Here is a 13,584-nt window from a genome sequence, read left to right as displayed (position 1 = left end):
TTCTCCCTTAACTATTAATTAATCATCTATTAAACCTAATAATTCCAAAATTCGGTTTAAATCTTTAATTCCTGAGTACTTAATCATAATTTTATTCTTATCAATTACGACTTTTGTTCCTAATTTATGCATTACTTTATTTTCCAAAAACTCATTAATAGCTCGCTTTGAAATCTCTTTTTCATTATTTTCTAACAAAGGTTTTGACCCTTTTTGATTATATTCTTTAACTAAATATTCCACTTGTCGGGCATTTAAATTTAAACTAATAATTTTATTAATAATGTTTGTTAATTCACTGCGATCAACATTTAAACTAATTAATGGTTTAACTTGTCCCATTGTTAATTTATTTTCCGATAATAAAGTTTGAATTTCGGTTGGTAAATTTAATAATCGCATCGTATTTGTCACATGACTACGTGATTTCCCAATTCGTTGGGCTAACTCTTCTTGTGTTAAACTTAGTAATTCAATTAATTCTTTATAGGCGTTAGCCTCTTCAATTGAATTTAAATCAACTCGTTGAATGTTTTCAATTAAAGCAACTTCTTTCATTTGTTGGTCATTAAAATCAACCACAATTGCTTGAATTTTTGTTAAGCCTGCTATTTTTGCTGCACGACTACGACGTTCTCCTGCGACAAGATAATAACCATTATTAGTTTTTTTAACAATAATTGGTTGAATTAAACCATATTTTTTAATTGATTGTGCTAATTCTACCAACTCTTCTTCATTAAAATTTTTTCGGGGTTGGTGAGGGTTAGGGAAAATTTCAGTTAAAGTAATTTTATTTGCGGTTGCTTTTAATTCTTCATTACTTTCAATTCCCTTAATTACTTCATTAATTCCTTCACCAAATATTTTATCCAACCCTTTTGAACTTAATCGATTTTTACTGTAACTTGCCATTATTTGCCAACACCTCTCTAACTAATTCTTCATAAGCAACAGCGCCTGCGCCACCCTTATCATATTCAAAAATACTTAAACCATGAGATGGTGACTCACTAATTTTAACATTTCTTGGAATGTGTGTCCTATAAACTTTTTCATTAAAATATTTTTTAACCTCAGTCATTACTTCAAAAGATAACTTTGTCCGTGAATCAAACATTGTTAATACAATTCCCTCAATCGCTAAACTTTCATTAAACATTTTTTGAACAAAATGAATTGTTGTTAATAACTGCGCTAGCCCTTCTAGGGCATAGTACTCTGCTTGAATTGGAATTAAAACAGAATCAGCACAAGCTAATGCATTTCGATTAATTAAACCTAACGAAGGCGGACAATCAATTAAAATAAAATCATATTTATCACGAACCGGTTTAATACGATCTAATAAAATGCTTTGGTTGTCTTCTGTTCTTTCCATTAAGTAAATATCAGCCCCGGCTAATGAGGTTGTCGCTGGTGCTAAATCAACATTAGTTACAATATTATGGATAATAATATTTTTTAATGGAATTTGCCCAACTAAGACATCATACATACTCTCATGAATTTCTTCCTTATTATCTCCGGTCCCTGTTGTTGCATTTCCTTGGGGATCAATATCCACTAATAAAACTTTCCGTCCAGTACGAGCTAAGCCGACTGCTAAATTAATTGAAGTTGTTGTTTTACCAACACCCCCTTTTTGGTTGGTGATTGCAATAATTTTTCCCATAATTGTCCTTTCTGTTCTGTTACATCTAATAAATTTATACATTATATTATATAGCACTTTATCCAATTGGAAATTTTTTTATTTTATTAAAGCGTCGCGGGTAGGTTGCTGGTGTTGCGGCTGTCTTAGTGAAATAACAAATATTTCGTTTCCCAAGTTGATTAATCTTTTCCTCTTGAATTTTTGTTAATTTTAAATTTAAAGTTGGCAATGTTTTTTGCAAATATTGTAATTCTTCCTTAACATGTGGCCCTTTATAACAAATCAGCATTCCATTTACTTTAACCATCCGCACAACCAATTCTAATAACATTCCCGGATTCGCAACAGCACGCGAGACAACAACATCAAATGTCTCAGAATGATCACAGCTATATTCTTCAGCTCGTGCATGAACAATTTCAACATCTGTTAATTGTAATTTCGCCACTAGTCGTTGTAAAAATAAACATCGTTTCTCTAACGCTTCAATAATTATTAATTTAATTGTTGGACAAAAAATTTTTAAAATTAGTCCTGGAAACCCAGCGCCGCTGCCAACATCGCTAACTTTCATCGCTTCAGAAAAAGTAAATTCTTTCAATAACAATAACGAATCAAGAAAATGTTTAAAATAAACTTCTTCTTCGTTAGTGATTGTTGTTAAATTCATCACTTGATTTTGCGCTATCAAATATTGATAATATATTTGTAATTGTTTTGTTTGTTCTAGTGTAATTGCTAATTCTGGCAACGCTGTTGTAATTAATTTAATCATCGATATTCCTCATAACTTTTAATTTCGTTAACATTATAACAATATATTTGATAATATATAATTATAATATATAATATATGGATAGTTAATAAAAATAATTAAAGGGATTACAAAATGAATAAAAAAGCTTTAATTGTTGTTGATTACAAAAACGATTTTGTTGATCATAACGGAGCATTATATGTTTTAGGAACCGAAAAATTATATTCAAAAATAGTGGAATTAATAATAACATTTCATAATAATGACTACTTAGTTATTGCAACAAAAGATTTTAACCCAGATAATCATTGTTTATTTACGAAATGAAAACCATACTGTATTGCTAATACGGTTCGGTTGGCAGTGGAATTTTATAAGTTAACTGTTGATCGGTTTGATCACATTATTTTAAAAGTAACAAAACAAGAGGTTCATAGTTATAGTGGTTTTTTAGTGATGATAAAACCTCCAATAGGTTACATGAGTTTTTACAAAAGCATCATGCTACTAATCTTGTTATTGTTGGTGTTGCTCTTAATATTTATGTTTCATCAACCTTTGTTGATAAAATTAAATTAAAATATCACGGAATTGTTGAATTAACAGCTACTGTTGGATTGTAATCACAACTTACTTTTTAAAAAAACTATTGTGAATAAACAATAATAGCTTTTTAAAAAGTCATCATTATCAACGTCATAATTAATATTTTTAACAAGCATAATTGTTTAACCATTAGGTAACTGGCCAATCATCCCTTTCGTGCTTTCTTTTCATTTAACTTGATAATAAATAATTCCTTTCGCATGAAGTAATTTTAAAATTTCAATTAAATTATATAATTCACCCCGATACAGTCATAGTTTTTAACTATGGGATTCAACTAAATCGTAGTTATAAAAACTATGTGGATGCGACCACATTCAAATTTGGCGAATTGTTTTTTCTTGTTTTGAAACAATTTATAAATTTTCAATTATGTTATCGCGATGATTACCATTAATATGGTCAATTGTCATATTTGGGGGAACGGAACCAATAAATAATTCCACCAACAACTTATGTGATGGTCTTTGTTTTGCCTTCTTCACGGCAAATAATTAAATAATAATTATTATTTTTTGGTTTTTTTAACTCTTTAACTTTCTTTGTTACAATATTCCGAACTCGGCTCATATTACTAATTTCAAGATAAGGAAACTATGGGTGAACTTTTCAAATTTCTACATTTTTTGCTTTATTCATTATAACCTATTATCTTTTGGAAACCGCCTTATGATTTGTAATATAAAAGCGGTATGGTTTTAACTTAAAATTTGTTGCATAATCAATGTTAACCCGTGGCGTTGTTGTAATTTCCAATTCACCTGGGATGGTATCTTGAGCAAGATATAAGGTTGCACTTTTATAAAGAGCAAGACCATCATCAGCTTTTGTAATTTGCAAATATCGGGATAACTTTCCTGGCCCATTTGCTAAACTGGGTATACTAACAAAATTAGGAACTGTTTCATCCGTAACAATTTTACCTGCCCGTAATAAAACTGCGCTTGGATAATCTTCTTGATCAGTGACAATATTAAAACAATAATACATTCCATAAATCATAAAAATATGAGCAAACCCCCCTTTTCAAAAGAGCGTTTCATTGCGTAAACTACGTTTGTTGTTAAAACCATGATTAGCATCATCGTCAGGACCATTATAAGCTTCAGTTTCGATAATTCTACAAATAATATTTTTTCCATTAATAACTCGGACTAAATATTTTCCTATTAATTCACGGGCAACAAGTACCGCATTTTGCGTAAAAAAGGTCTCATCTTCTAAACGAATTAAATTTATTATTTTAAAAAGCATAACAAAAATTAATATTAATTTGTTATGCTAACCTATTTTTTCGCATTGGTCAAATTCAACTTCAGTTGGTGTTAAACGACCAAACATTTCTAAATTTACTGTTACAATCCCTTTTGAAGCGTCAATTTTTGTTACTTGTCCTTCCATTTCGATAAAAGTTCCGGATATAATCCGGACATAATCGTTAACTTTAAAGTTTGTCACAAATACTTTTTTGACTTTTTTCTTTTGTTGCGATGCCACTTTTTTTGTAGCGATTGATTTTGAAAACATTGTTTTTGCTTCTTGGTTAGTTAAAGGAAATGGTTTTGTTCCTCGTCCTGATGAACCAATAAATCCAGTAACGCCTGTTGTATTCCGAACAATATATCAAGCTTCATCATTCATAATAATATTAATAAAAATATATCCTGAATAAACATTCTTTTCGGTTGGTTTTCCTTTTTTTGCTGGAACCATTTCTTTGACAACTCTAATATCAAAAACAACATCTTTCATATTTAATGATTCTACCCGTTGGATTAAGTCATCACGAACGCGATCTTCATGACCAGAATAACAATTAATTACATATCATTTCCCAGGATATTTTGTCACATCCTCTAAATTACCACTGCTATCTAATTTATCATTCGTTTTATCATTATAAATGACTTCATCTGTTATTGTATTTTTCCCTAACATTACTTTACTCCCTTAAATCTTATTTATTAATTATTATATAATGCGAGCAAAAGTTAGTAAATGATGTAAAAATAAATCTAATACTAAATAAAACACCACGAAAGCAATAATAAATAAAATTGTGATTAAAAACTTGCGCCTCAAACTACCCTTACTTGTTCAACGAATTCTTGTAACTTCTTTTGCCATTTTAACAGGAAATTCACGGAAAGCTAATTTTCAATTAGTTTTTTTATTTTTAATTAAATTTTTGCGTTTGAAAAAACCTTTTTTTATTGGGTCACCATTTTCGTCAACTGCTGGGGCTATGATTTCTTTTTTCGTTCCAACTTGAATTGGTGCTACCCTATTTGCTTTTTTTTGAAAAATTAAAACTGTTTTTTCATTTTTCTTTTTAATTTTTAAAAATCTTTTTTCTTCTTTTGTTAAAGCAATTTTAATTTCCTTTTTTGGTTTTTCCTTTTTTGCCATTCCGAACACTTACCTCGTTTCTTTATGTTTAGTATGTTTATTACATGTTTTACAAAATTTATTTACTTCTAAACGTTCTTTTTGTGTCATTTTGTTTTTAAACGTTGTATAATTTCTATTTAAACATTCGGAACACACTAATATGATCTTTTCACGCATAATACTCTCACCATAATTGATTATATTATATTAATAATAATATTGATATAATTAATTAATTATTTTTGTAAAAATATTTGGTTTTTTGCATAATTCTTTGCATTGCACTATCAACTTGCCGATAATTTAGTCCTAACAAACGCTGAATATTGTAAATATTTTCACCAGCAAATCATAAGCGAAAAACTTTTTCTAATGGTGATAAGGATTTATAAAATATTTTAATAATTTGTTTTTGTTCATCAAAACAAGTAATTTTATTGAAAAAATATAGAAACCACATACATTTTGTATTTTTAGTATTTACATTTTTACAAAATAAATTTTATTAATATTTTAAATAGGGGATTGAAATTTATGCAAACAAAACAATATTTAATTTTGCGGTTGTTAGTGAAAAAGTATGGTAAAGATCTTGTTATTTTGATAGGTTCCAATAAGTTGGACCATATTTATGTTGATTTTCAAATAAAATATAATTAAAAAAATAGTAAATACTTTTTATTAGTACTTACTAAAATGGGTGCAGTCTTAAGTATTATTTTTATTTTGATAATAATTTTTATTTATTCCTTATATAATACAATCCCTGTACCAATTCACAATCACACTCCTCACTGTTAGAAAAAATAGTTTACAATTTTAAAGAATTTATATCTAAAAAATGTTAAACTATTTTCATATTTTTGGCGCTGTGTAGATACAAACGGCAAATTTATATATCGATTAGATTAATAATAAAATAAAATATTTTTAATAAATTACAACCATTTTTTCAAAAAAATATTTTTTTGTTATTTCATTTTATTTTAAGTACATTTAAGAATGCTAAAAATAATTTATTAAATTTTAACTAATAAATTTATTTAATATTTTGTAAAAACATTGCTTTTGAACTTATTCAATTAAAACAAAGTCGAAGTTTATCATTTATAACATTAACTAATGAATCTATTATTTTTTGACTAACATTATTAAAATCAGTTCCCTTAGGAAGTCAATATCTAAATTCGTCGTTCATATGTTCAATTAATGGTTTTTGTTGTGGTTTACTGGAGTAACAAAAATAAACTTGTGTTTCAGTAAATATTTCCATTTCTCTTCATTTACTAAATTATTTGCCTTGATCTGTAATAATTCCTTTAATTTTACCTATTAAATTATTATTTATAACAATATCTTTAAATTTGGTGTCCTGTAAGATTAACCAGCAAACCTGAGTAAACTTTACAATTAATAAAATATATAAAAAATATAAAAATAGAACTAAAGTTCTATTTTTATATTAGGTTATTATCTTGTAAAATAGCAGCTAAACCATGAAAAATTAAATCCTTATCATAATGATAATCAACTAATTTTTTAATATAGTCAGCATTGCCACCTGTTAAAATGACTTGTGGTTTTCTTACTTCGCTGGCAAGTTGATTAACAAATCCGGTTATTGCTAACAAATGACCATTGACTAACCCAATATTGATTGCTTGTTTAGTATTTTTTCCTAAAATAACATTCTCATAATAAAAATCAAATTTTTGTAATAATTGAGCCCGTTCAAATAAAGCTTCAGATGATGTTTCTAAACCAGGCATAATAATTGTTCCTAATAATATGCCTTTTTTTAATAAGGAAATCGTTGTTGCAGTTCCCATATTAACTAAAATAACATCTTGTTTTGAAAATAAATTTAATGTTGCATAAGAGCAAACAATTAAATCCGCCCCAAGATTACGAGGATTAGGAATATCTGTTATTAACCGATCGGTTAATAAATTTTTTTTAACTTGATAAAAAGGAATCTTTAAATCTAACGCTAATTTGTAAATTAAATTATCTAACATTGGTCGAACTGATAACAATGCCAATAAAGTAAGATCAGTTAAATTACAGTTTATTTTGCTTAAAGCAGTATTTATTTTTTGGTGAAAATTTTTTTCCGCCGCTAATTTACAACTAGACATTGTTAAAAAAACAATAATTTTTTTTTGCCGATTAAGAATAGCAAATTTAATTGCGGTGTTACCAATATCAATTAATAATTTCATCTTGTTGTTCATGCCCCTTTACAATTACAATTTACAATTTTTAATTAAAAACTTGCCTAGGTATCCCTTGATAAATAGTTCTTTTATCTTTTGATTATCATTTCCAATAATATAATCATCATTATATAATCATCATTATATAATCATCATTTTTAAAATTATCAACATAAATCATAATTGCTTGTAAGCGCATATGGTAATTTGACAATGAAATAATTGGATATTTTTTATCAAAATAAACCTTAATTATAGGTTAATTATAAGTTAATTTTTCACAATAGGTTGTTAATCATTTATGGGCAATTAAATTTAATTCTTACATAATTTCACATTGATTAACACTTATCGTATCTTTTCGCTTCGCTGGATCTAATTTTTTAAATAAATTTGTTACTTTTTGTTTAAAATTAATCGCATAATCAATAAAATCAACTGTCTCTAAAATTTTAACTGGTGTTACATAAATTCCTAAGTAATGATTACCACAATAATCATATTGAATTCGCGAAAAATTAGCATTTTTAAACTATGATTTAACATAATTTAAATCATTAAATTCCTTAATATTATAAATTTTAAAATCAATATAATAATCATACGGTGTTAAAAAACAATTAATTATTAGTATAACAAATATAAACAAGAAATTGATTCAAAAATTTCTTCTTAAATAAATTAAAATTTACAGAAATAATATGTTTCGTTTTTTCAGAACCTTTTTAAAATATAAAAAATTAATTCTTCCATAACAATATTATTTAAAAACAATTTTTTTGAAAATTAATATCACAATATTTAATTAAATCCTGGTTTTCAATTAGTTTACTTTCATCAATTTTTTGTAAATAATTATCATATTTTTTCGTAAAATATTTATAAAACCACCGTAAATTTAAATTATATAAAATATAATAATATGTAAAATCAACTTTAAGAATATATTTAATCACCTTGATTAATGACCTTAATAAATTATTCGAAATTTTATTTGCTTTATTAAAAGCTTGCATAATTTGCATAACATTATCATTTTTTCAATGCCATTTCATCAAAAAATATATACTACTTCACATTCATAATTTTTATTATAATAAAAAGGAATGATCCGAACAATAAAATTAATTTCATCATTAACTTTATATTCCAAATAACCCTCATTTTGACTATATTTAATTATTGTTCTTTTTTTAAAATTATTTTTGATTTCATTTAAAATTGTTTGAAACATTCGTTCTTGTAATCCAGTTTTATTTTTAGGGCGGATATTAAATGATTGTTATTTATAGTTCTAACTTGTCATATTTTGTTAATGTTTTAAAACCACATTCATCTAATACAACTGTTTGATAATATAATTTTTGAAAACTTTTTTGATAAATATTAAAAACTTCTTGCATTTTTTTTCGAATATTAGTTGCTAAATTAAGTTGCCTACTAACAATATTATTAAATTCTAAAAACTTTAATTTCTTTTGCATCAAGTTCACTCCTATTTTCTAGTTGATACCATTATAACAAAAATTACTTAATATTTATAATCTGATTATTCACGACATCTGATTATCCATGACATAAATGCCAATTGCATTTGAAATTTTATTTAAACCAAGCATTGTAATAATATCTGCTAAATAAGCAATAAAATATTACGCGCCATAATTAATTTTTAATTCGCAAATAATAATTTTGTTATCATTAGCATTTTTATTACCAAAAATTGTTTGATGATTTTTACCATACAAATTGGTCAATCCTTATATTTATCATTTTGCTGATAAAAGGCAATTTGTTTGTGCTAATGGACTAAAAGTAATTTCTTATGTTTGATAAATTTTTGCACAAATAATTTTAATTTTATCAGAAAAAGAAGTTATTGTTGGATTAAACAATAATTGATATTGCTGAGGTTTTGCTGTTTGTTCAATAATAGTTTTAAGTAACAATAGATCACCTTTAATTCCCAAATGATAAGTATTATTAATTACAAACGGAATTTTTTGTTTCTTTAACCATGTTATTAGCAAAGCAATTTATTCCGCTGTATCGGTTGAAAATTCGTTAAAACAAAAGCGTCATGTAAGATTAATCGGCAAAAAATTCTTGTAATATTGTTTTTTATTTTTATTTTTCCTGAATTGTAAATATATTTGAGACAATTTATTAAATATTTTGTATTAAATCTAATTAATTTTTATAATTTAATGATTTTCTTGGCATTGGATTTATTTTCAATACTATTTTATTTAAGTCATCTTGAGAAAATATTGATAAATATATTCCTTTTGGTAAATTTTTTTTCAAAATTTAATTATTATTTTCGTTTAATCCTCTTTGACCAAGACAACCGTTATCAGCAAAATAAACTTTTATTTTAAAAATATTTTTAAGTTTTTCACTTATTAAATTCTTTACCACGATCAAATGTAATTGTTTTTATTGTACCAAGTAGTTTGTTTAAAATAAATTTTATTATACTTTCTATGACATCTTTGCTTTTGATACTATTAGTTACTAGCTATATTGATTTTTTAGATCATATATCAGCTAAGGTTATAATTGTTGTTTTATGGTTTTTACCAACTATAGTATTTCTTTCTAGATGACCAAAGACATTTATGCATTAATATTTGGAAATTCAATATTACGTTCAATAATTGTTCGACAATTATTGACTTTTCTGTGGTTTTCTGTTTTATTATTTGGTTTATTTTTACCTTTTATTAATAAATTTTTTATTAAAATTATAACGAGAAAAGGTAAAAATAAATAAAGTCTTTGAACAGATAAAATTTTTGTCAATATTTCTTATTATATTTGTAATAATATCTGGTGAAGTAGTGTTAATAATTAACTAAATAATTAATAATTTCGAGGTAAATTTTATTTAATGTTTTTTGTTTGCAACCGGCTTTTTTGTTTTTATTACTATTTTCATAAATTTCAATTGGGTTTCAACCATCAGCTAACATTTTATAAATTATATGGACAGTTTTTTTACTTTGATTTATTTCATAAGCTGTTTTTCTAATTTAATAATTAAAATTTTGATATTGTTGGATTGAAATTAATTTTTTATTGTGATTTTTGATACACTTTGTTATTTATCCTTTTTTAAATTTAGATTTAAAAACAATATTTTTGTTTATTTAAATATCCCATTTAGTTTTACAATTCAGGTTTATATTGAAAAACATAAATTTATTTGTATTATTGATCGGATATTATCTTTAAATTTAAAAACTTTTATCATAAAAACAGATGTTATTCTGTTTCCTTACACAAAATAAACGATATTTTTATAAAATCCTTTCAAATAAGGTTATTATTCGATCAATAATACAGCTCTTAAAATTTAATATTTTGATACTGAAAGATGAAAAACTCATCTATGAAACTAAGCTTTAAAAAAGTTTGAAAGCGAATGAAGTTTACTCCTATTTATTTCTTTAATTCTCAGAAAGATTAATCCCTCGCGAAATGTCATATCGCGGGGTTTTTTGGTTTGTTTTCATAAAAAGAGTGTTGTTAAACCAAAAAAAAACAATATCGGACACTAAAAAAACAAGAGGGTTGGAACTTTCAAAAGGTTATTTTCTTTATATAAAGTTGTCTAGGGATGGATGAAGCGTAATTAATAATTGGGTAAAATGTTTTTGTTTGTGTCATTTTTATTAACTTAACAAAGGTTTAAAAATAACAAATCAATTATTTACTCCTAAATTAATTGGTGGTGTAAAAGTTTTATACAAATATCGATTTAATTTAAAATATGTTTTACAATCACCAGTTGTTAAGAAAAATTATAGCTATAAAGGAAATGTTAAAATAACAGAACATGAACACGATGCTTGAAAACATTTACAATATTTTTTAGCAAAGGGAGTTGAAAAAAATGGTACAAACAAAAAGTAATTTACCAAAAAAATAATAAAAAGACAGAAATAAAATTCTGTCTTTTTTAATTATGTTAAAATTATTGTTAACTTTGTTTAGTTTAATAAAATAACAGCAGAATAAACCTAACAAAACTTTCCTACTTGTAATGTTACAAAACCAAGCAACAAGTGAGGATAAATAATATAGAGGGGCCGTACTGCTATGACCAATAAAAGCAATTCTTTTAGGCAATATAAAAGAGTTATCGTGGTTTTGGGATAAATATTTAACCCGTAATGGTTAAAATGTTAGTTAGTGTTCCAAAATAAAAAAATTTTAGAAATATTACTATTTATAAGTAGGTTTTGAAAGTGTCTTTTAAATAACTCTGTTGAAAAGAGTTAAAAATTAAATTATAAAATAAAACAATATTGATTAACAAATGTTAGTGTTATATTAATGAATACTTTTTAAAATTAACCAAAAACATAAAGGGTGGTTGATATTATAAAAAATATGTTTGTAATTGTTTAGCAATTTTATAATTTATTAATAAACAAAAAATAAATGCTAAACTTTGATTTTTAAATTTGCAATGCCAAAATAATCATCAAATTATTAAAAAATTAATTTTTAAGAAAAATAAATGATGAATTATTAATATCAAAAATTAGGAAAAATAAGTATATATAGATGTAAAAAAATTTCACAAAGTGATCAAGCTGGAACACTAAAAAATAAACGAAGTGAAAGGGCTATCTGATAAGGTTAATCAACTAATTAAATTAGTACTACGCGGGGGGGCAGAAGAGTAGTCGCAAGTGGTTAATCAAACCAATGCCTAAAAGAAACTCTGTCTAAAAATAGGAAAAACAATAAAGTTATTTAATAAATAACTAGTTAAAAATAAAAAGAAAAAAAGGGAAAAAAGATTGTTTAATTGCTCTTTTTCTATCAATAAAAAATATGATTATGACTGCTGACAAATTATTTGAAGCAGTATAAAATACTTACTATCATGCAATGATGATTTATAAGAGAAATTTATATGTTTTTAAATAGTTTGATAAAAGATATAAACTTTGTTGAAGAAGTAAATATTAATGTTAATTTCATAGAAAAACAAAAATTAAAATAAAAATATGAAAACCTTGATCAATAATTAAAAAAGACAAAATCGTAATGGCAAAAACAGTTATATTTTGTGAGGAAAAAAGAATAAAACAACGAAAACCCCTTTTAATAAAATTACAATTAAAGCTTCCATATTTCGTTATTATGATAAAAAAAGAAATTTAAACAACAACATTATTAAATAAATAAATTGGTTTAAAAAATAATCAAACAATTATTTTAATTGTTAAAATATCAATTTGAAAAGAAATGAATAGTGCTAAAAGACAAAAAGATATTAATTATATATATTTTTCCAAAGTTAAGCATATCTCTAATATGTCAATTACAAATATTAATAAAGAGGTTGATCTTGCTAAATTATTTAAAAAAATTAAAAACAAATACAGAAAAAATCAATGTTCAAACATTATATTTATATACCGGTGTTGATGATTATTTTAGTAATTTAACAAAATATAAAAAATTAAAAAAAACATGTTTATAGTAACATATTTCCATACTGGATATTTTAAAGTATACAAATTTTTAGTTTTTTTCCATAAGTATCTTGTGGTTGTTTTTCATAATAATCAAAAATTTAAATATTTTCTTGGCAAATATTTAAGTTAATTTTAAAATGTTGACGATATAATTTTAGATATTAATTTAATACATTAATAATGCGATTATGAATAAATTTAGTGCTCTAACTAATTACCCATATAATTTGATAAATTATCCCCTAATGTTGTTGTAATTTAATTTGTTTTATATTAAATGTTTTTACAATTTACAAAGTATATAATCAATTTTTTGTATCACTAATTTTTTCAAAATTAGTGATTAAAGTTACTTAATACATTAACTTATTGTAATATTCTGTAAAATTCTTATTCAATACAACCATTCATTTCGTACTATAAAAAATGTTAATAAAATCTCTAAAATAATTGTTTCGT

General features: G+C 24.7%; 17 protein-coding genes and 1 pseudogene. 2 read left to right on the top strand and 16 right to left on the bottom strand.

From position 1 onward, the window contains the following. Positions 1–18: 18 nt before the first annotated feature. The 3 genes from ACE38S_RS01015 to rsmG are packed head-to-tail and all read right to left on the bottom strand — an operon-like array spanning position 19 to position 2,432. Positions 19–915 carry a ParB/RepB/Spo0J family partition protein gene (locus ACE38S_RS01015; RefSeq protein WP_374695975.1) on the bottom strand — a complete coding sequence of 299 codons (897 nt, stop codon included), beginning with the start codon at positions 913–915 and terminating at the stop codon, positions 19–21. Further along, the gene (locus tag ACE38S_RS01010; RefSeq protein WP_374695974.1) at positions 899–1,675 is read right to left on the bottom strand and encodes a ParA family protein; all 777 of its coding nucleotides are present in this window, start codon (positions 1,673–1,675) and stop codon (positions 899–901) included. Before ACE38S_RS01010 ends, ACE38S_RS01015 begins: the two co-directional genes overlap by 17 nt. Positions 1,676–1,733: 58 nt before the next feature. Next, positions 1,734–2,432: a 16S rRNA (guanine(527)-N(7))-methyltransferase RsmG gene (gene rsmG / locus ACE38S_RS01005; protein ID WP_374695973.1), complete on the bottom strand. Its 699-nt coding sequence runs from the start codon at positions 2,430–2,432 to the stop codon at positions 1,734–1,736. A 114-nt stretch (positions 2,433–2,546) separates the two neighbouring features. On the opposite strand from rsmG, the gene ACE38S_RS01000 reads away from it, so the two are divergent. Beyond that, positions 2,547–2,993: an isochorismatase gene (locus tag ACE38S_RS01000; protein WP_374695972.1), complete on the top strand. Its 447-nt coding sequence runs from the start codon at positions 2,547–2,549 to the stop codon at positions 2,991–2,993. A gap of 383 nt (positions 2,994–3,376) precedes the next feature. Here the strand turns inward: ACE38S_RS01000 and ACE38S_RS00995 are convergent, their stop codons facing one another. The 13 genes and pseudogenes from ACE38S_RS00995 to ACE38S_RS00935 form a co-directional block, all read right to left on the bottom strand. Continuing rightward, positions 3,377–3,505: an HNH endonuclease gene (locus tag ACE38S_RS00995; RefSeq protein WP_374695971.1), complete on the bottom strand. Its 129-nt coding sequence runs from the start codon at positions 3,503–3,505 to the stop codon at positions 3,377–3,379. Between the two features lie 163 nt (positions 3,506–3,668). After that, positions 3,669–4,274: a DNA-3-methyladenine glycosylase gene (locus ACE38S_RS00990; protein ID WP_374695970.1), complete on the bottom strand. Its 606-nt coding sequence runs from the start codon at positions 4,272–4,274 to the stop codon at positions 3,669–3,671. A 27-nt stretch (positions 4,275–4,301) separates the two neighbouring features. After that, positions 4,302–4,958 (bottom strand): transcription termination/antitermination protein NusG, encoded by a 657-nt coding sequence (nusG, locus tag ACE38S_RS00985; RefSeq protein ID WP_374695969.1) that lies wholly within the window; start codon positions 4,956–4,958, stop codon positions 4,302–4,304. A gap of 33 nt (positions 4,959–4,991) precedes the next feature. Beyond that, positions 4,992–5,429, bottom strand: coding sequence for a preprotein translocase subunit SecE (secE, locus tag ACE38S_RS00980; protein ID WP_374695968.1), 438 nt, complete (start codon positions 5,427–5,429; stop codon positions 4,992–4,994). Positions 5,430–5,438: 9 nt separating this feature from the next. After that, a complete protein-coding gene (rpmG, locus tag ACE38S_RS00975; protein ID WP_338956037.1) occupies positions 5,439–5,588 on the bottom strand; it encodes a 50S ribosomal protein L33 in 150 nt (49 codons plus the stop codon). A gap of 55 nt (positions 5,589–5,643) precedes the next feature. Continuing rightward, positions 5,644–5,871 carry a hypothetical protein gene (locus ACE38S_RS00970; RefSeq protein WP_374695967.1) on the bottom strand — a complete coding sequence of 76 codons (228 nt, stop codon included), beginning with the start codon at positions 5,869–5,871 and terminating at the stop codon, positions 5,644–5,646. 579 nt (positions 5,872–6,450) lie between these two features. After that, positions 6,451–6,783 (bottom strand): annotated as a pseudogene (locus ACE38S_RS00965) (IS30 family transposase); the annotation flags it as partial. 85 nt (positions 6,784–6,868) lie between these two features. Beyond that, complete coding sequence (locus tag ACE38S_RS00960) at positions 6,869–7,633, bottom strand: type III pantothenate kinase (protein ID WP_374695966.1); 765 nt, start codon at positions 7,631–7,633, stop codon at positions 6,869–6,871. A 758-nt stretch (positions 7,634–8,391) separates the two neighbouring features. Next, the gene (locus ACE38S_RS00955; protein WP_374695965.1) at positions 8,392–8,685 is read right to left on the bottom strand and encodes a hypothetical protein; all 294 of its coding nucleotides are present in this window, start codon (positions 8,683–8,685) and stop codon (positions 8,392–8,394) included. Between the two features lie 228 nt (positions 8,686–8,913). Further along, on the bottom strand, positions 8,914–9,111 hold the full coding sequence (locus ACE38S_RS00950) for a hypothetical protein (RefSeq protein WP_374695964.1): 198 nt from the start codon (positions 9,109–9,111) through the stop codon (positions 8,914–8,916). Positions 9,112–9,450: 339 nt separating this feature from the next. Then, positions 9,451–9,657, bottom strand: coding sequence for a hypothetical protein (locus tag ACE38S_RS00945; protein ID WP_374695963.1), 207 nt, complete (start codon positions 9,655–9,657; stop codon positions 9,451–9,453). Positions 9,658–10,246: 589 nt separating this feature from the next. Then, a complete protein-coding gene (locus ACE38S_RS00940; RefSeq protein ID WP_374695962.1) occupies positions 10,247–10,432 on the bottom strand; it encodes a hypothetical protein in 186 nt (61 codons plus the stop codon). Positions 10,433–10,473: 41 nt separating this feature from the next. After that, on the bottom strand, positions 10,474–10,602 hold the full coding sequence (locus tag ACE38S_RS00935; RefSeq protein WP_374695961.1) for a hypothetical protein: 129 nt from the start codon (positions 10,600–10,602) through the stop codon (positions 10,474–10,476). A gap of 2,393 nt (positions 10,603–12,995) precedes the next feature. Between ACE38S_RS00935 and ACE38S_RS00930 the strand changes: the two genes are divergently transcribed. Then, complete coding sequence (locus tag ACE38S_RS00930) at positions 12,996–13,130, top strand: hypothetical protein (protein WP_374695960.1); 135 nt, start codon at positions 12,996–12,998, stop codon at positions 13,128–13,130. Positions 13,131–13,584 lie beyond the last annotated feature (454 nt).

Source organism: Spiroplasma endosymbiont of Polydrusus formosus, assembly GCF_964263245.1.
Classification (GTDB): domain Bacteria; phylum Bacillota_I; class Bacilli_A; order Mycoplasmatales; family Mycoplasmataceae; genus Spiroplasma.
Note: the sequence above shows the minus strand (reverse complement) of the source record. Positions and strands in the feature narration are given on the sequence as shown.